The 18,212-nt window shown below is 74.1% G+C and carries 14 protein-coding genes and 1 pseudogene; 8 read left to right on the top strand and 7 right to left on the bottom strand.

Annotated elements, in window-relative coordinates:
* The first annotated feature begins 15 nt into the window (after positions 1-15).
* On the top strand, positions 16-705 hold the full coding sequence (locus DT057_RS14280; RefSeq protein WP_128562771.1) for a glutathione S-transferase family protein: 690 nt from the start codon (positions 16-18) through the stop codon (positions 703-705).
* Positions 706-814: 109 nt separating this feature from the next.
* Entirely contained in the window at positions 815-2,326 is a 1,512-nt protein-coding gene (locus DT057_RS14275; protein ID WP_128562770.1) for an ATP-binding protein, read from the top strand.
* Positions 2,327-2,385: 59 nt separating this feature from the next.
* Here the strand turns inward: DT057_RS14275 and DT057_RS14270 are convergent, their stop codons facing one another.
* The gene (locus DT057_RS14270) at positions 2,386-4,125 is read right to left on the bottom strand and encodes a class I adenylate-forming enzyme family protein (protein ID WP_128562769.1); all 1,740 of its coding nucleotides are present in this window, start codon (positions 4,123-4,125) and stop codon (positions 2,386-2,388) included.
* A 50-nt stretch (positions 4,126-4,175) separates the two neighbouring features.
* On the bottom strand, positions 4,176-4,943 hold the full coding sequence (locus tag DT057_RS14265; protein ID WP_128562768.1) for an SDR family oxidoreductase: 768 nt from the start codon (positions 4,941-4,943) through the stop codon (positions 4,176-4,178).
* A 231-nt stretch (positions 4,944-5,174) separates the two neighbouring features.
* Here DT057_RS14265 and DT057_RS14260 point away from each other — a divergent pair, with 231 nt between their 5' ends.
* The 4 genes from DT057_RS14260 (at position 5,175) to DT057_RS14240 (ending at position 11,112) form a co-directional block, all read left to right on the top strand.
* Positions 5,175-6,377, top strand: coding sequence for an acetyl-CoA C-acyltransferase (locus tag DT057_RS14260; RefSeq protein ID WP_128562767.1), 1,203 nt, complete (start codon positions 5,175-5,177; stop codon positions 6,375-6,377).
* Between the two features lie 56 nt (positions 6,378-6,433).
* On the top strand, positions 6,434-8,512 hold the full coding sequence (locus DT057_RS14255) for a 3-hydroxyacyl-CoA dehydrogenase NAD-binding domain-containing protein (protein ID WP_128562766.1): 2,079 nt from the start codon (positions 6,434-6,436) through the stop codon (positions 8,510-8,512).
* Between the two features lie 197 nt (positions 8,513-8,709).
* Complete coding sequence (pimC, locus tag DT057_RS14245; protein ID WP_128562764.1) at positions 8,710-9,918, top strand: pimeloyl-CoA dehydrogenase large subunit; 1,209 nt, start codon at positions 8,710-8,712, stop codon at positions 9,916-9,918.
* 45 nt (positions 9,919-9,963) lie between these two features.
* Positions 9,964-11,112, top strand: coding sequence for an acyl-CoA dehydrogenase family protein (locus tag DT057_RS14240; protein WP_128562763.1), 1,149 nt, complete (start codon positions 9,964-9,966; stop codon positions 11,110-11,112).
* A 75-nt stretch (positions 11,113-11,187) separates the two neighbouring features.
* On the opposite strand, the gene DT057_RS14235 is transcribed toward DT057_RS14240, so the two are convergent.
* From DT057_RS14235 to DT057_RS14225, 3 genes are all read right to left on the bottom strand, one after another.
* Positions 11,188-12,438: an acyl-CoA dehydrogenase family protein gene (locus DT057_RS14235; protein WP_128562762.1), complete on the bottom strand. Its 1,251-nt coding sequence runs from the start codon at positions 12,436-12,438 to the stop codon at positions 11,188-11,190.
* A 167-nt stretch (positions 12,439-12,605) separates the two neighbouring features.
* Positions 12,606-13,907, bottom strand: a complete 1,302-nt coding sequence (locus DT057_RS14230; protein WP_128562761.1) for a TetR/AcrR family transcriptional regulator — start codon at positions 13,905-13,907, stop codon at positions 12,606-12,608.
* A 43-nt stretch (positions 13,908-13,950) separates the two neighbouring features.
* Positions 13,951-15,060 (bottom strand): NAD-dependent epimerase/dehydratase family protein, encoded by a 1,110-nt coding sequence (locus DT057_RS14225; RefSeq protein ID WP_128562760.1) that lies wholly within the window; start codon positions 15,058-15,060, stop codon positions 13,951-13,953.
* A 436-nt stretch (positions 15,061-15,496) separates the two neighbouring features.
* Between DT057_RS14225 and DT057_RS14220 the strand changes: the two genes are divergently transcribed.
* The gene (locus tag DT057_RS14220) at positions 15,497-15,730 is read left to right on the top strand and encodes a hypothetical protein (protein ID WP_128562759.1); all 234 of its coding nucleotides are present in this window, start codon (positions 15,497-15,499) and stop codon (positions 15,728-15,730) included.
* A 138-nt stretch (positions 15,731-15,868) separates the two neighbouring features.
* Here DT057_RS14220 and DT057_RS14215 read toward each other — a convergent pair whose 3' ends face one another.
* Positions 15,869-17,104 (bottom strand): adenylate/guanylate cyclase domain-containing protein, encoded by a 1,236-nt coding sequence (locus DT057_RS14215; RefSeq protein ID WP_162501410.1) that lies wholly within the window; start codon positions 17,102-17,104, stop codon positions 15,869-15,871.
* Positions 17,105-17,497: 393 nt separating this feature from the next.
* Between DT057_RS14215 and DT057_RS14210 the strand changes: the two genes are divergently transcribed.
* Entirely contained in the window at positions 17,498-17,719 is a 222-nt protein-coding gene (locus tag DT057_RS14210) for a hypothetical protein (protein WP_128562757.1), read from the top strand.
* A gap of 157 nt (positions 17,720-17,876) precedes the next feature.
* Here DT057_RS14210 and DT057_RS35490 read toward each other — a convergent pair.
* Positions 17,877-18,212 (bottom strand): annotated as a pseudogene (locus DT057_RS35490) (hypothetical protein); the annotation flags it as partial.

Genomic DNA, 18,212 nt, shown 5'->3' with positions numbered 1-18,212 from the left:
GAGCGAGGAGACCCGATGGCCATCACGCTCTACGAGCTCGCCGGTGCCGATCCGGACCGCCGCTTCAGCCCGTTCTGCTGGCGCATCCGCCTCGCCCTGGAGCACAAGGGCCTCCCCTTCGAGGGCCGGCCCTGGCGCTTCACCGAGAAGGACGCCATCGCGTTCGCGCGCAGCGACAAGGTGCCGGTGCTGGTCGACGGCGACCGGACGGTGGCGGATTCCTCCGCCATCGCCGCCTACCTGGAGGCGGCCTACCCGGACCGGCCCTCGCTGTTCGGCGGCGGCGCCGGCGAGGCCCTGACGCGCTTCACCGTCGGCTGGACCGACCTCGTCCTGCACGGCGCGCTCGTGCCCCTGATCCTCCTCGACGTCCACCGCCACCTCGACGAGCCGGACCGCCGCTACTTCCGCGAGAGCCGGGAGGCGCGCTTCGGCACGAGCCTGGAGGCGGTCTGTCCCGACCCGGACGCGCAGCTGGCGTCGTTCCGCCGCGCCCTGTCGCCGGTGCGGGCGACGCTCCGGGGCCAGCCCTTCCTCGGCGGCGCGGCGCCGCTCTACGCCGACTTCGTGGTCATGGGCGCCTTCCTGTGGGCCCGCGGGGTCAGCCCGCTCGGGCTCCTTCCCGACGACGACCCGGTCGCGGGCTGGCGCGCGCGGATGCTCGAGCGGCTGAGCGACGAGGCCCGGCGGCTCACCGCGGGCTGAGGCGCGCGGGAGGGCCGGGGGCGCGGACTCCTGTGGACCCGGCGGCCGCGTCCGGATCGCCCCCGGCCGGGGCGTGTTAGGGACACGGGGCCGTTTGCGTGGAGCCGTGATGACGATCAGCGTCGAGATGGGGGTGGCGACCGGCGGCCAGCCGGCCGCCCTCGATCTGGAGGAGCTCCTGGCGACCCGCCTCCTGGTGCAGGGCAATTCGGGGTCCGGCAAGTCGCACCTCCTGCGCCGCCTCCTCGAGCAGAGCGCCGCCCACGTGCAGCAGGTGGTGATCGACCCCGAGGGCGACTTCGTCACCCTGGCGGAGCGCTACGGCCACGTGGTGGTCGAGGGCGACCACGGCGAGGCCGACCTCCAGCGCATCGCCGCCCGGGTGCGGGCGCACCGCGTCTCCGTGGTGCTGACCCTGGAGAGCCTCGACGTCGAGGCGCAGATGCGGGCCGCCGCCGCCTTCCTGGGCGGGCTGTTCGAGGCCGAGCGCGACCATTGGTACCCGGTGCTCGTCGTGGTGGACGAGGCGCAGCTCTTCGCGCCCGCAGCCGCCGGCGAGGTCTCGGACGAGGCCCGCAAGGCGTCCCTCGGCGCCATGACGAACCTGATGTGCCGCGGCCGCAAGCGCGGGCTCGCCGGCATCATCGCCACGCAGCGCCTCGCCAAGCTCGCCAAGAACGTCGCCGCCGAGGCCTCGAACTTCCTGATGGGCCGCACCTTCCTCGACATCGACATGGCCCGGGCCGCCGACCTCCTCGGCCTGGAGCGGCGCCAGGCCGAGAGCTTCCGCGACCTCGCCCGCGGCCAGTTCATCGCCCTGGGGCCGGCCCTCTCGAAGCGCCCGCTGCCGCTCGCCATCGGCCCGGTCGAGACCTCGGCCCGCTCGACGAGCCCCCGGCTCGTGCCCCTGCCGGGCCCGACGGCCGGCGACCTGCGGGAGCTGATCCTGACGCCCTCCGAGGCCGAGGCCGCCTGGATGCCGGCGCCGCGCCCGGCGCCCGCGCCCCGGCCCTCGCCGGGCGACCTCCTGCAGCAGCTCGCCCAGTACCGGCCGCCGCAGGCGCCGGCCGAGGAGGCGCCCGCCCTCGGCGGGGCGGAGCGCGAGGCGGCGCTCGCCGCGATCCTGCGGGAGATCGCGGCCGATCCGGACGCCGCGCACCACCCGGTCGCGGTGCTCTACCAGGATTTCCTGGTGCGCTGCCGGATGCGCCGCGTCGGGCCCGAGCCCCTCGATCTCGGCCGCTTCCGCCGCCGCCTCGCCATCGCGCGGGCCGGGGTGGACGAGGCCGGCCCGGAGGCCGGCGCGGAGGCGGACGCCGTCATGGCGGCCTGCGCCGGCCTGCCCGAGGAGGTGCAGGGCCTGTTCCTGCTGCTCGCCCGGGCGGCGCGGGCGGGCGCGCCCTGTCCCTCGGACGACGCGCTCGCCCGGGCCATCGGCTCGCGCTCCCCCGGCCGGGCGCGCCGGCTCCTCGCCTACGTCGAGAGCCGGGGCGCCGCCGTGTGCCGCACGGATTTCCGCGGCAACCGCGTCGTCGCCCTGCCGGCCCTCGGCTGCGAGACCGCACCGGGCGATCCCAAGGGCGCGGCCGGGGAGCCGGCCGGGCTGTTCGCGGCCGAGTAGGGCGCGGCGCCGCCGGCCCGCCCCGCGCGGGCCGCCCTCCCGGAGCGGCGTCCGCCGGCTCAGAACAGCTTGCGCAGCTCGCTCTTCAGGATCTTCCCGTTGGGGTTGCGCGGCAGGGTCTCGTCCCGGAGCAGGATGCGCACCGGCACCTTGAAGGCGGCGAGGCGCCCGGCCACGAAGGCGCGCAGCTCCTCCTCGGTCGCCTCCCGGCCGCGGGCGAGCGCCACGACGGCGCCCGGCTCCTCGCCGAGGGTCGGGTGCGGGATCGCCACCACGGCGGCGTCCACCACGGCCGGGTGCTCGTGCAGGGCGTTCTCGACCTCGCCGCAATAGATGTTCTCGCCGCCGCGGATCAGCATGTCCTTCGCCCGGTCGACGATGGTGACGAAGCCCTCCGGGTCGACGCGCGCGAGGTCGCCGGTGCGCATCCAGCCGTCGCGGAAGACCTGGGCGTCGGCCTCGGGCCGGTTCCAGTAGCCCGCCACCACGTTCGGGCCCTTGACCCACAGCTCGCCGACCTCGCCGGGCGGCAGGTCGCGCTCGTCGGGGCCGACGGACTTCGCCTCGCAGATCGGCAGCGGCGGGCCGCAGCTCTCGGGGTGGTGGACGTAATCCTCGGCCTGGTGGTGCGTGAAGGTGCCGGAGGTCTCGGTCATGCCCCAGCCCGTGGCCGGCTGGGCGTGCGGGAAGGCGGCGCGCAGGCGCCGCACCAGCTCGGCCGGGGCCGGGGCGCCGCCGTAGCTGATGGTCTCGAGGGAGGACAGGTCGTGGGTGCCGGCGTCGCGCCCGTCGAGGAGCTGGAACGCGATGGTCGGCACGCCGCCCGCGCTGGTGCAGCGCTCCCGCTCGATCAACGCGAGCGCCCCCGCGAGGTCCCAGCGCCGCATCATCACGAGGCGCGAGCCGCGGTGGAGGCTCGTCACCAGCGTGGCGAAGCAGCCCGTGACGTGGAACAGCGGGATCGAGAGCAGCGCGACCTTCTGGGGCGCCGCCGGGTCGGGCGCCGGCACCGGCTCGCCCCGGCGCACGAACGAGCGGGCCGCCGAGAAGGGGTGGGCCAGCACCGCGCAGGCGCCGCCGCGATGGGTGCCGACGGCGCCCTTGGAGCGGCCCGTGGTCCCCGAGGTGTAGAACAGCGTCGCGGGATCCTCTGGCTCCGTTCCGATGTCGGGCAGGCGGCCCTCGGGCAGCCCGGCCCAGGCCGCGACCGGGCCGATCACGTCGGTCAGGCTCTCGACGCCCCGCGCCCCCGCGGGCGCCGGCGCCCGGGCGACCAGCACCCGGCCGAGGGCCGGGTAGGCGCCGCGGCGCTCCGCGATGCGGGCGAGGCGCTCCTCGTCGACGATCGCCGCCACGGCGCCGGAATCGGCGAAGCCGTGGTCGAGCTCGGGGCCTGTCCACCAGGCGTTGAGCGGCGTCGCGATCGCCCCGGCGAGGAGGGCGGCGAAGAACGCCACCGGCCATTCGGGCAGGTTGCGCATCGCGATGGCGACGCGGTCGCCGGGCCTGACGCCGCCGCGCACGAGGTCGTCGGCGAGGGCGAGCGTCGCGCGGGAGAAGGCCTCGAAGCTCGCCCGGTCGTCCTCGTAGACCAGGAAGGTCTTCGGCCCGTGCGCCCGGCCGGCCAGGAAGACGTCGCGCAGGGTCGGCGGGGCGGCGGTCCAGATCCGGGTCGGCACGCCGCGGATCACGGCCTCGCCCATCGCGAAGGGCGACCCGGGCGCCGTCAGGCGCGCGGTCGCCTCCGCCAGGGACAGGGCGGGCCAGGGCTTCGTCGCGGGGGCGGACGGCTCGGTCATCGGCGGGCTCTCGGTCGTCGTGGGGTCGCGGCTCTCCGGCTGTCGCGGGCTCAGGTGATGGTCTGGCCTCCGTCGACGACGATGCTCTGGCCGGTCATGAAGGCCCCGGCGGGGCTCGCCAGGAACACGGCGGCGCCCGCGATCTCGTCCGGCTGGCCGATGCGCCCGAGCGGCGTGCGGGCCGTGTAGGCAGCGTAGGAGGCCGGGTCCTCCCAGAGCGCCCGGGCGAAGTCGGTCCGGATCAGGCCCGGGGCGATGCAGTTCACCCGCACGTTGTGCGGCCCGAGCTCCACCGCGAGGTTGCGGGCGAGCTGGAAGTCGGCGGCCTTGGAGATGTTGTAGGCGCCGATGACCCCCGAACCCTTCAGGCCGCCCACCGACGACACGATGATGATCGCCCCGTCCCGCCGGGCGATCATCCCGGGCGCCGCGAAGCCGATCAGCCAGTGGCTGGCCACCACGTTGTTGTCGAGGATCTTGCGGAACTGCTCGTCCGCGATGCCGCTCATGGGCCCGTAATAGGGGTTCGAGGCGGCGTTGCAGACCAGCACGTCGATCCGGCCGAAGCGCTCCTCGGTGCTGCGGGCGAGGCGCTCCAGGTCGGACTTCGACGAGATGCTGGCCGGCGTCACGACGGCCCGGCCCTCGCCGTGGGCCGCGTTGATGGCCGCCGCCACGGGCGCGCAGGCCTCGGCCTTGCGGGAGGAGATCACCACCGTGGCGCCGTGCTCGGCGAGCCGCTCGGCGATGGCGCGCCCGATGCCGCGGGACGAGCCGGTGACGACCGCCACGCGGCCGGAGAGATCGAAGAGCGGCACGGCGCGTTCTCCCAAATCAGGTCTTGCGTTTTGCCGGGACCTTAGCTCTGTATAGCGATTAAGCAAGCCGCCTTTTCGAAAACGCGGCGGCACGGACGGGAGGAACTGGTCGGCGCCCCTTGGTTTTGCCCCGCGTTTCGGGGTCTTGCGGCTCCATACCCAATCCTCGATAAGTGATCGGAGACCCGCCGGCTCCACAGGGGCGACGGGGCCCTAGGGAGGAAACTCAAGATGCGGGAAGCCGTCATCGTCTCGACCGCGCGCACGCCCATCGGCAAGGCCTACCGGGGCGCCTTCAACGACACGCAGGCGCAGGCGCTCGGCGGCCACGCCATCGCGGAGGCCGTCCGGCGCGCCGGCATCGACCCGGCCGAGATCGGCGACGTGGTGATGGGGGCGGCCCTCCAGCAGGGCTCGGCCGGCGGCAACGTCGCGCGCCAGGCGGCTTTGCGGGCCGGGCTCCCGGAGAGCGTGGCCGGGATGAGCCTCGACCGGCAATGCGCCTCGGGCCTGATGGCCATCGCCACCGCCGCCAAGGAGATCATCACCGACGGGATCGACGTCGCGGTGGGGGGTGGCCTCGAGTCGATCTCCCTCGTGCAGAACGACAAGATCAACCGCTTCCGCGCCGCCGATCCCTGGCTCGCCGCGCACGTGCCGGCGATCTACATGACGATGATCGAGACGGCCGAGACCGTGGCGGAGCGTTACGGCGTCGGCCGCGAGGCGCAGGACGCCTACGCGCTCCGCTCGCAGGGCCGCACGGCCGACGCGCAGGCGGCCGGCCGCTTCGCCGACGAGATCGTGCCCGTGACGACCCGGATGGCGGTGGCCGACAAGGCGACCGGCCAGGTCTCCCACAAGGACGTCACCCTGTCCCAGGACGAGGGCAACCGGCCCCAGACCCGGCTCGAGGACCTCCAGGGGCTCAAGCCCGTCTTCAAGGACGGCCAGCGGGTGAAGGAGGGGCGCTTCATCACCGCCGGCAACGCCAGCCAGCTCTCGGACGGCGCGGCGGCGGTGGTGCTGATGGAGGCGCGCGAGGCGGAGCGCCGCGGGCTCCAGCCCCTCGGCGCCTACCGGGGCATCGCGGTGGCGGGCTGCAACCCCGACGAGATGGGCATCGGCCCGGTCTTCGCGGTGCCCAAGCTCCTCCGGCAGCACGGCCTCTCGGTCGACGACATCGACCTCTGGGAGCTGAACGAGGCCTTCGCCAGCCAGGTGCTGTACTGCCGCGACCGCCTCGGCATCCCGGACGAGCGGCTCAACGTCGACGGCGGCGCCATCTCGATCGGCCACCCCTACGGCATGTCGGGCGCGCGCATGACCGGCCACATCCTGCTGGAAGGCCGCCGCCGCGGCGCCAGGTACGGCGTGGTCACGATGTGCGTCGGCGGCGGCATGGGCGCCGCCGGCCTGTTCGAGATCTACTGACCGACACGCTCGTCTCGGAACGGCGCCGGGAGGGCGCCCGCCCGGAGGAACCTGGCATGACGCAAGACACTTCCCCGGTCTCGACCCGCCGCGAGGGCGCGGTGGCGGTCCTGACCCTGAATTCCGGCCCGGTGAACGCCCTCGGCGCCGCGCTCCGCGAGGGCATCCGCGGCGCCGTCGCGGCCGCGTCCGACGATCCCTCCGTGAGGGCGATCGTGCTGATCGGCGGCGGGCGCATGTTCTCGGCCGGCGCCGACATCGCCGAGTTCGGCCGGCCGCAGAGCGGCATCTCGCTGCCCGACCTCCTCAACCGCATCGAGGCGACGGGCAAGCCCGTGGTCGCGGCGATCCACGGCAACGCCCTCGGCGGGGGCCTCGAAACGGCGCTCGCCTGCCACTACCGGGTGGCGGTGCCCTCCGCCAAGGTCGGCCTGCCGGAGGTCAAGCTCGGCATCCTGCCGGGGGCCGGCGGCACGCAGCGCCTGCCCCGGGTGGTCGGGCCGCGCAAGGCCCTCGAGGTCATCGTGGGCGGGTCGCCGATCGGCGCCGAGGCGGCGGCCGCCATGGGGCTGGTCGACGAGCTGGCGCCCGAGGAGGGCCTCCTCGCCCACGCGGTCGCCTTCGCGGAGCGGGTCGTCGCCGAGGGGCGCCCCCTGACCAGGATCCGCGACCGGGACGACCGGATCGCGGAGGGGCGCGACGATCCCGGCCTGTTCGAGGCCTTCCGCCAGGAGAACGCCCGCAAGACCCGCGGCTTCGAGGCGCCGGAGGCCTGCATCGCCAGCGTCGAGGCGGCCTGCCGGCTTCCCTTCGAGCAGGGGCTCGCCTTCGAGCGCGAGCAGTTCCTGAAGCTCGTCTCCGGCACGCAGTCGGCGGCCCAGCGCCACGTCTTCTTCGCCGAGCGCCAGACCGCCAAGATCCCGGACGTGCCCGAGGACACGCCCGCCCGCCCGGTCCGCCGCGTCGGCGTCATCGGCGCCGGCACGATGGGCGGCGGCATCGCGATGAACTTCCTGAACGCCGGCATCCCGGTCACGATCGTCGAGATGAAGCGCGAGGCCCTCGAGCGCGGCCTCAGGACCATCCGGACGAACTACGAGAACACCGCCCGGAAGGGCCGCCTGCGGCCCGAGGACGTCGAGACCCGCATGGGCCTCCTCACGGACACCCTGGAGCTCGAGGCCCTGGCCGAGTGCGACCTCGTGATCGAGGCGGTCTACGAGGACATGGCGATCAAGAAGGAGATCTTCTCCAGGCTCGACCGGATCGCGAAGCCGGGCGCGATCCTCGCCTCGAACACCTCCTACCTCGACATCGACGCCATCGCCGGCATGACGAGCCGTCCCGGCGACGTGATCGGGATGCACTTCTTCTCGCCCGCCAACGTGATGCGCCTGCTCGAGGTGGTACGGGGCGCAAAAACCGGCAAGGACGTGATCGCGACCGCGATGCAGACCGGCCGCAAGGTCGGCAAGATCGCGGTCCTGGTCGGCGTCTGCCACGGCTTCGTCGGCAACCGCATGCTGGCCCAGCGCCAGCGCGAGGCGAACCGCCTGATCCTCGAGGGCGTGACCCCCTGGGACGTCGACCGGGTGATCCACGAGTTCGGGCTGCCGATGGGGCCCTTCACCATGAGCGACCTCGCCGGCCTCGACATCGGCTGGAGCCCCGAGAGCAACCGGTCCGAGAGCGTGCGCGACCTGCTCTGCGAGCAGGACCGCCGCGGCCAGAAGACCTCGGCCGGCTTCTACGACTACGACGCCAAGCGCCGGGCCACGCCCTCGCGGGTCACCGAGGAGATCATCGCCCGGGTGGCGGAGCGCCAGGGCGTGGCGCGCCGGCCGGCATCCGACCAGGAGATCCTCGAGCGCTGCCTCTACCCGATGATCAACGAGGGCGCCAAGATCCTGGAGGAGGGCAAGGCGATCCGGGCGTCCGACATCGATATCGTGTGGATCAACGGCTACGGCTGGCCGGTCTACCGCGGCGGCCCGATGTTCTGGGCCGACACGATCGGGCTGCCGAAGGTGCTTGAGCGCCTGCGGGCCTACCAGGCCGAGTACGGCGACGACTTCGAGCCCGCGGCCCTGCTGGAGCGGCTGGCGGGCGAGGGCAAGGGCTTCAAGGACCTCTGAGCCCGCGTTCCGGCCGCAACGGACCGGGGGCCCTCGCGGCGGGCCGGTCCCCTCGCGCCGGGCCGGGCGCGCCTCCCGGGGGAGCCTCGGCGGCGCCCGGCCCCGGCGCGAACGGGGGCGGGCCCGCCCGCGACAGCAGATTTCCGAGCGCCGCCCGGTCGCGGGCGGCAGCGCGACACGTCCTCAAGGAGGCAACCATGGACCTTCGCTTCACCCCCGAGGAGCGGGCTTTCCGCGAGGAAGTCCGCAGCTTCTTCAAGGAGAACCTGCCGGACGAGATCCGCCAGAAGCTCGTCGACGGGCGCCACCCGTCGAAGGACGACATCGTCACCTGGCAGAAGATCCTCAACAGACAGGGCTGGGCGGTGCCGAACTGGCCCGTCGAGTGGGGCGGCACGGGCTGGGACCCGGTGCGCCAGTACATCTTCCTCGACGAGCTGCAGAGCTTCCCGGCGCCCTCGCCGCTGCAGTTCGGCGTCTACATGGTCGGGCCGGTGATCGCCCAGTTCGGCAACGAGGCGCAGAAGGCGCATTACCTGCCGCGCATCGCCAACCTCGACGATTGGTGGTGCCAGGGCTTCTCCGAGCCCGGGGCCGGCTCGGACCTCGCCTCGCTGAAGACCCGCGCGGTGCGCGACGGCGACCACTACGTCGTCAACGGCCAGAAGACCTGGACCACGCTCGGCCAGTACGCCGACTGGATCTTCTGCCTCGTGCGCACCGACACCACGGTCAAGAAGCAGGAGGGCATCAGCTTCCTGCTCATCGACATGACGACGCCCGGCATCACGGTGCGGCCGATCCAGACCATCGACGGCGGCCGCGAGGTCAACGAGGTGTTCTTCGACGACGTGCGCGTGCCGGTCGAGAACCTCGTCGGCCAGGAGAACAGGGGCTGGGACTACGCCAAGTTCCTGCTCGGCAACGAGCGCACCAACATCGCCCGCGTCGGCGTCTCCAAGCAGCGCATTCGGCGCCTCAAGGAACTCGCGGCCCTGGAGCGGGTCGGCGACACGCCGATCCTGGAGGACCCGCGCTTCCGCGAGAAGCTCGCCGCCCTGGAGATCGAGCTCAAGGCCCTCGAGATGACGCAGCTGCGCGTCGTCGCGGCCGAGCGCAAGCGCGAGAAGGGCAAGCCGGACCCGGCCTCCTCGATCCTCAAGATCAAGGGCTCGGAGATCCAGCAGGCGACCACCGAGCTGCTGCTCGAGGTGGTGGGGCCCTACGTGCTGCCCTTCGCGCCCGAGGAGGACGAGGCCGAGCACCCCTCGAACGAGCCCCCGATCGGCCCCGACTGGGCCGCGCCGGCGGCGCCGACCTACTTCAACTGGCGCAAGATCTCGATCTACGGCGGCTCGAACGAGATCCAGAAGAACATCATCGCGAAGGCGATCCTGGGGCTCTGACGAGCCCCGGACCGTCGAGCGCCCGGCTGGAACGGAAGCGACCCCATGGATTTCGATCTGAGCGAGGAGCAGAGCCTCCTCAAGGACAGCGTCGAGCGGCTCCTCGCCGACCGCTACGACTTCGAGACGCGCCGGCGCGCCTCCCGGGAGCCCGCGGGCTTCTCCGGGGCGATGTGGAGCGCCTACGCCGAGCAGGGCCTCCTGGCGGTGCCGTTCGCGGAGGACGAGGGCGGGATCGGCGGCGGCCCGGTCGAGACGATGATCGTCATGGAGGCGTTCGGCGGCGCCCTGGTGCTGGAGCCCTATCTCGCCACGGTGGTGCTGGCGGGCGGCGTCATGCGCCACGCCGCGAGCCCCGGGCAGCGGGCCGCGTGGCTGCCCGGCCTCATCGGCGGCGAGACGCGCTACGCCCTCGCGCACGGCGAGCGCCAGGCCCGCTACGACCTCGCCGACGTCGGCGTCACGGCCCGGCGCGACGGCGACGGCTACGTGCTCGAGGGCGAGAAGTCGCTGGTCCTGCACGGGGACAGCGCCGACCGGCTGATCGTGTCGGCCCGCACCGCCGGCTCGCGCCGCGACCGGGGCGGCATCGGCCTGTTCCTGGTCGATGCCGGCGCCGAGGGCGTCTCGCGCCGCGGCTACCCGACCCAGGACGGGATGCGGGCGGCCGAGGTCTCCCTGTCCTCGGTCCGGATCGGCCCGGAGGCGGTGATCGGCTCGGCCGAGGACGCGCTGCCGGCGATCGAGCGCGTCGCCGACGAGGCCATCGCGGCGCTCTGCGCCGAGGCGGTCGGGGCGATGGACCAGATGCACCGGCAGACCGTGGAGTACCTGAAGACCCGCAAGCAGTTCGGCGTGCCGATCGGGTCGTTCCAGGTGCTCCAGCACCGGGCCGCCGACATGTTCGTCGCCCTGGAGCAGGCCCGCTCGATGTCGTTCCTCGCCACCATGATGTCGGGCGAGGACGATGCCGGCGAGCGCCCCCGCGCGATCTCCGGCGCGAAGGTGCAGATCGGCCGCTCGGGCCGCCTCGTCGGCCAGGGCGCGGTGCAGCTCCACGGCGGCGTCGGCGTGACCATGGAGTACAGCGTCGGCCACTACTTCAAGCGCGTGACGATGATCGACGCGCTCTTCGGCGACGCCGACCACCACCTCGCCCGGGTGGCCCGGATGGGCGGCCTGATCGCCGCCTGAACCCCGTCCGGACCGCGGGGCGGTGAGCCCCCGGGGACCCGGGTCGCCGGACCGGGTCCGCGGGTTGCGCCGCGCTCAGCCCTTCGCCCGCTCCTTGTTCCCGTACTGCGCGAGCTCCAGCCGGGCGATCGAGCGGTTGTGGACCTCGTCGGGGCCGTCGGCCAGGCGCAGGGTGCGGATGCGCGCGTACGCGTAGGCGAGGCCCGCATCGCTGCTGACGCCGGCGCCGCCGTGGGCCTGGATGGCGTCGTCGATGACCTTCAGGGCCATGCGGGGGCCGGCGACCTTGATCATCGCGATCTCGAGCTTCGCGCCCTTGTTGCCGACCTTGTCCATCATGTCGGCGGCCTTCAGGCACAGGAGCCGCGTCATCTCGATGTCGGTGCGGGCCTCGCCGATGCGCTGCTCCCAGACCGAGTGGTCGGAGATGCGCTTGCCGAACGCCACCCGCGAGAGCAGCCGCCGGGCCATCTTCTCCAGCGCCTCCTCGGCGACCCCGATGGTGCGCATGCAGTGGTGGATGCGCCCCGGCCCGAGGCGCCCCTGCGCGATCTCGAAGCCGCGGCCCTCGCCGAGGAGCAGGTTCCCGGCCGGCACCCGCACGTCGTTGAGGATCACCTCGGCGTGGCCGTGGGGGGCGTCGTCGTAGCCGAAGACCGGCAGCATCCGCACCACCTCGACCCCGGGCGTGTCGAGGGGCACCAGGATCTGCGATTGCTGCTGGTGCAGGGCCGCGCCGGGATCGGTCTTGCCCATGACGATCGCGATGGCGCAGCGCGGGTCCCCGACGCCCGAGGACCACCACTTGCGCCCGCTGACGACGTAGTGGTCGCCGTCGCGCCGGATCCGGGTCTCGATGTTGGTCGCGTCCGAGGAGGCGACGTCGGGCTCGGTCATCAGGAAGGCCGAGCGGATCTCGCCCGCCATCAGGGGCCGCAGCCAGCGGTCCTTCTGGGCCGGCGAGCCGTAGCGGTGCAGCACCTCCATGTTGCCGGTGTCGGGCGCCGAGCAGTTGAACACCTCGGAGGCCCAGGAGATGCGGCCCATCTCCTCGGCGCAGAGCGCGTAGTCGAGGTTGGTCAGGCCGGCGCCGTGGAAGTCGCCGTCGTCGTGCTGCCCGGAAGGGGGCAGGAAGAGGTTCCACAGGCCCTCCGCGCGGGCCATCGGCTTCAGGCGCTCGATCACCGGCACCGGCTGCCAGCGGTCGGTGCCGAACGCCTCCATCTCGTCCCGGTAGACCGGCACGGACGGGCGGACATGCGCGTCCATGAAGGCCTTGACCCGGTCGCGCCAGTGCCGCTGCCGCTCGGAGAGGGTGAAGTCCATGCCTGCGTCCTCCCTTGGCCGAGGTCTCGCGCCCCGGCATCGCCCATCCGCGGACCCTAGCGCCAACCGGCGCGGAGCAAAACCGTCTCTTCGAAAACGGCGCCGGGCCCCCGCCTCCGCGCCCCTTCCGCCCGGCCGGGACGGCGCATCCGGGCACCGTACCGGTTCTACGATCGCGGCGCCGTCCCGGCCTGCGCCGCGACGGCCGCCGGCGCGAACAGCCCGAGGAAGAGCGGGCGGGCGTAGAGGCCGGCCGCCGTCTCGGGCGTGATGCCCGGGACCCAGGCGGGCAGCTCCGCGGCGGCGTTGACCATGCTGGAGACGAGCTGGGCCGCGATGCCGGCGTCGAGGGGGCGCACCGAGCCGTCCGCCATGCCGTCGACGAGGCAGAAGCCGAAGCGCTCGGTGAGCCGGTTCATGGTGCGCCGGGTCTCGGTGCGCAGCGCCTCCGGCAGGGCGCTGAAGGCCGTGACCCGCAGCAGGGGGCCGCCGGGGCCGAGCTGGTTGCGCACGAGCGTCGCCGAGGCGGTGCAGATCCGCTCCCAGCCGCTGCCGCCCGCCTCGGCGGCGGCGTCCTGCACGGCGCGGATCTGCGCGAAGCTGCGGGCGAAGCAGTTGGCGACGAGGTCGTCCTTGTTGTCGTTGTGGTGGTAGAACGACCCCTTGGTGACCTTGAGCAGCCCCGAGATCTTCTCCACCGAGGCGCCGCGGTAGCCCTGCTGGTTGATCAGGATGGTGGCGGCCCGCAGGAAGGCCTCCGGCGAGACCTCGCTCTCCTCGGGCCGGGCCGGCTCCGGCAGGAGGCGCGGGTTCCAGGCGGATCCCGGCGCCGTCATGCCGTGGATCAGGAGGTCGCCCATGCGCTGCGCCGCCCGGGCGTAGTCCCGCGGCTCGTAGCGGCCGATCCAGAGCCGCGTCGAGTGGAGCACCGAGAGCAGCAGGTGGGTGCGGGCGTTGCGGTCCTGCCGGTCGAGGGCGCCGTCGTCGAACAGGCCGCGCAGGCGCCGGAACAGGGCGTTGTAGGCGCGGAACACGCTCTCGGCCTGGGGCGCCGGCAGGGCCCGCACGTCGTTGAGGACGGCGATGTCGGGCTCCGCGCCGGCCGCCAGGGCGGCCCGGTGGGCGACCGCGAGATCGAGGAGGCGCTGGAGGCGGGCGGGCGCGGTCGGGGCCTCCTCGGCCTGGGCGACGAGGCCGTCGAGCACCCCGATCGTGTGCAGGAAGCAGGCGGCCGCCAGGTCCTCCTTGCGGCGGTAATAGTAGGTGACGCTGTTCGTCATCAGCCCGACGCTGCGGGCGACGTCGGTCAGGGTCGTGCCCTTCACGCCCGCCTCGTTGAACAGCGCGGCGGCGGCGTGCAGGATCGCGTCCCGCTTCTGGGCGTAGCGCCGGGTCTGGCGCGGCGCGGCCTCGGCCGCGCGGGCGGGCGGCGGCACGGGATCGTCCACGGTGTCGAGGCGGTGGGGCATGCGGGGATTGAGCACCGTCCCGCCGCGCCTGACAAGCCGCCCGTCAGGGCGAGGAGCCCGGATCGGCGCCCTCCCGCGCCGGATCGGCACCGTGGCGATCCGGACCGGCACCGTGGTGATCCGCATCGGCACCGTGGTGATCCGGATCACCACCGTGGTGGCCCCGGTACCAGCGCACGAAGGCCGGGATCCCGGTCTCGATCGGGGTCGCCGGGACGTAGCCGACGAGGTCGCGCAGGAGGTCCGTGCTGGCCTCCGTCCGCTCCACGTCGCCGGGCGGCAGGTCGCGCAGGAGGCGCACGGCGCGCCGGCCCAGCGCGGCCTCGAGCGTGTCGAGCATCGCCGCGACCGTGACCGGCCGCCCGCCGCCGATGTTGACGAGGCGGTAGGGCGCGACGCTGCTCAGGGTGTCGGCCGCCGAGACCGGCGCCGCGCCCGGCGGGGGAGGGGGCACGTCGATGAGCCGCGCGATGCTCTCCACGAGGTCGTCCACGTAGGTGAAGTCGCGCACCGCCCGGCCGTGGTCGAACACCTCGATCGGCTCGCCCGCCAGGATCCTGCGCGTGAACAGGAACAGCGCCATGTCGGGCCGGCCCCAGGGCCCGTAGACGGTGAAGAACCGGAACGCGGTCGTCGGGATGCGCCAGAGATGGGCGTAGGAATGCGCCATCGCCTCGCCGGCGAGCTTCGAGGCGGCGTAGATGGTGAGGGGCGACACGGCCCGGTCGGTCTCGCGGAACGGCACAGTGCGGTTGCCGCCGTAGGCCGAGGAGGTCGAGGCGAACAGGAGGTGGCGCACCGGGTACGCCCGGCAGCCCTCGAGCACCTGGAAGGTGCCCACGATGTTGCCCGCGACGTAGGCCTCCGGATGCTCCAGGCTGTAGCGCACGCCCGCCTGGGCGGCGAGGTGCACGACCACGTCGGGCCGCGCCTCGGCCATCAGGGCCGCGAAGGCGCCGGGCTCCTCCAGCATGAAGCGGTGCTCCGAGAAGCCCGGCGCGGCGGCGAGGCGCGCCAGCCGGGCCTGCTTGAGCCCGACGTCGTAGTAGTCCGTGACGCCGTCGACGCCCGCGACCGTGTGGCCCGCCTCCAGCAGGCGCCGGGCGAGGTGGAAGCCGATGAAGCCGGCCGTGCCTGTCACGAGGAAGCGCATGGGGCAGGTCTCCGCGCAGGTCTCCGGCGGGGGCCGTGCGCCGCCCCCGCGCCCCGGGCGGTTACACGCCCGGGCGCCCGCCCGCCAGCCCCCGCGGACGCACCCGGGAACGCCCGCTCCGGACGTCGCGCGCCCGGGAGGCGCGCGGATCTCCGGGAGCCTCAGGCGGCGACGTTCCGCGCCGGGCGATGTTCCGCGCGGGGCGGCGCGCCGGATCCGCGGCCGCGTCCCGGGGCGGCTGCCGGCCGGGAAATAATCGGTGTAAATGCCTAAGGGGCTTGCGTTCTGCCATTCCTCTCCCCAGATTTGTACGATCGCGCCGCCCCTGCGACCCGTGTACGCTTGGGTCGCATGGGCGGCGAACCCTGTCGAACCCCCAAACCGGCCCGGTGCCCTACGCGTCGAGGGTGATGGAAGGCCAGCGAGTCAGCTCCTGATGAACCAGCTCGTGCGCATGTCGCATCTCTATGCCGCCGATGCCGTCGAGGAACCCTCCCCCAAGCTGCGCGTCCCGTTCGCGCAGTCCGGGGCGTTCGTCTGCAAGTTCATCATCGGCGAGCCCAACGACCGCGCGGTGTGCTGCGGTGCCCCGGTGCCGGACGGCAAGAGCTGGTGCGCTTTCCACCGCAAGATCGTCTTCGAGCCGACCCGCCCGGGTCGGCTGCGCTAGCGGGCGGCCGGCCCGGGACCCCGCGCGCCCGGGTCTCCACGCGCCCGCCCGGACCGTGCCGCGTCGAACCTGCGTCCGCGGTCAGACGATCAGCCGGCCGGCACCGCCCCACGCGCCGGCCGGGGGCCTGAGGCGGCGTCAGCCTTCGCGGGCATAGACCGGGAACGCCTCGCGCCGGCCCGGCAGGGCGGCGCGGCTCACCTCGCGCCACTCCGCCGCCGGAACCCGCGCGGCGTCGAGGACGGCCTGCGAGATCAGCGTCGTCGCGCCGAACGCCTTGGTGGCCTGCTCGAGGCGCGCTGCGACGTTGACGGCATCGCCCAGCACCGTGAATTCGAGCCGGTCGTCGTCCCCCACCACCCCGACGAACACGTCGCCGCAATGGACCCCGATGCCGATGCGCACCTGGGGCTCCCGGCCCGTGCGCTGGTTCCACTGCGCGACGCGCTGCTCGAGGGCGAGCGCGAAGTCGACCGCCTTGGCGGCGTCGTCGTCCTGCGCCTGCGGGATGCCGAACACCACCAGGGCGCCGTCGCCGATGAACTTGTCGATGACGCCGCCCGTCGCCCGCGCGGCCTGGGCGACGCAGCGCCGGAACTCCGTGACGAAGAGCGCGACCGCCTCGGGGTCCGAGCGCTCGGCGATCAGGGTCGAGTCGCGGATGTCCACGAACGCGATGGCGGCGCGCCGGCGCTGACCGAGGCGCAGGCTGCCGCCGCGCTCGAGGAGCGGCGCCACCTCGGCGGGAAGGAAGCGCGACAGCGCCGCCCGCCGCCCGGCTTCCCGCAGGGCCAGGACCGCCAGCAGCGCCATCACCCCGGTCGACAGGGCGGTGCCGACGCCGACCAGGGCCTCGATGCGGTGGGCGTGCCGCTGGTGCGTCAGGAGGAGGGCGTCCTCCTCCCGCCGCATCGCCCCGATGATCCGCCGGATCTCGTCCATCGTCGCCTTGCCGTCGCCCGCGCGCACGAGGGCGACGGCCTCGTCCCGGCGGCCCTGGCGGTCGAGGTCGAGGGTCCGGTCCAGCTCCGCGAGCTTGAGGCCGATGGCCGGTCGCAGCGCGGCGAGCCGCGCCTGCTGGCCGGGATCGGATTGCGTCTCCGCCTCGAGGTGGGGCAGGTCGGCCACGACCCGGGCCCGGCCCTCGGCCGCGGGTGCCAGGAAGCTCGGGTCCCCGCTGAGGAGGAAGCCGCGCTGCCCCGTCTCGCTGTCCTGGAGGCCCGACAGGATCTCCATCAGGTGGCCGTCCACCGCCAGCGTGCGCGCGATCCGCTCCTGCACGGTATTCTGCCAGATCAGCAGCAGGGCGTTGGCCGAGCCGACGAGGAGCAGCAGGACCGCGCCGACCGCCGTGAGGGCGAAGCTCGCGCGCATCCTCTGGATGCCGGGCCACGGCCGCCGCCCGTCGCGTCGGCGCAGCGCCGGAAACCAGGGGCGCCCCCGCGCCGGATCTGTCCCGCCGCCCATGCCGGATCGCACTCCGCCGGTTCCACCAGAAGGCCGATCGTCCAGTCGGGGCGTCCCCGCGCTGGGCGGAGTGGCGGCCGGTCATGGCTGAGCGTCCCCCGGTTATAGAGAAGCCCCGGCGCCCGGCAATCGCCCCGGCGTGGAGATGGCGCCCCCGCAGGCCGGGCCGCTTGACCGCCCGGGCCTTCGGCCGGCGCGAAGGTTCGGTTCGCGCCTTACGGCTTGTGGGGACCTGCCCCGGTCCGCAAGCTGGCCTCAGCCACGAAGATCTGGCCTCAGTCACGAACCAGGGAGGTCGCCATGACCCGGCGAAGCGAACCCGCGCAGGCCGGTGGTCCCGGCGCCCTCGGCCACGCGGCGATCGCGCTCGCGATCCTGGCGGCAGGCCTGCTGCTGGAGGGGCATCCGGTCGACGCGTCCGTCGGCCCGCGGGTCCTCGCCGTCGAGCCGGACCACCCCGAGCCCGCCCGGGCCCTGCCGAGCGTCGAGACGATGCTGCGGGACCTCGCTGGCCGCGACTGAGGCGCCCTCGGCCGCGACGGGGCCCCGGACCCCGCGGGAGGCGGACCCCGCGAGGGGCTCGCTCCCGGCCTGATCGCCCGGCGGCGCGTGCGCGCCGCGGCAGGTCCGGCGCCGGAGGCCCCGCGTCATCGGGCTCGGCCCGCGCCCGCGGGGGGCCTCACTCCTCGTCGTCGTCGAAGGGGCGCAGCGTGTGGATCCGGCGCCCGTCCAGGTCCTCCCAGGTGGTCCTGCGCATCACCAGGAAGCCGGCCTCCCGCGCCTGCTGGAGCCGCATCGCCCGCTCGTCGCTCCAGGCGTGCCCGGGCCAGGGCCGGACCGCGACGGGGATCGCCCGGGGCATCGCCCGCATCATCAGGGGATGGGGCGGGAACGGCTGGATCGCCGCCAGCCGGCTCCGCGCCCGCGCCGCCGCGGCGAGCCGCGGGGCGGGAGCCGCGCGGGCCACCGGCCGGGGCCGGATCGCGGGCTCGCGCCGCGCCGTCCTGGCGACCTC

The sequence above is a fragment of the Methylobacterium crusticola genome (assembly GCF_003574465.1).
GTDB classification, from domain to species: domain Bacteria; phylum Pseudomonadota; class Alphaproteobacteria; order Rhizobiales; family Beijerinckiaceae; genus Methylobacterium; species Methylobacterium crusticola.
This window is presented reverse-complemented; position numbering and strand designations above follow the sequence as displayed.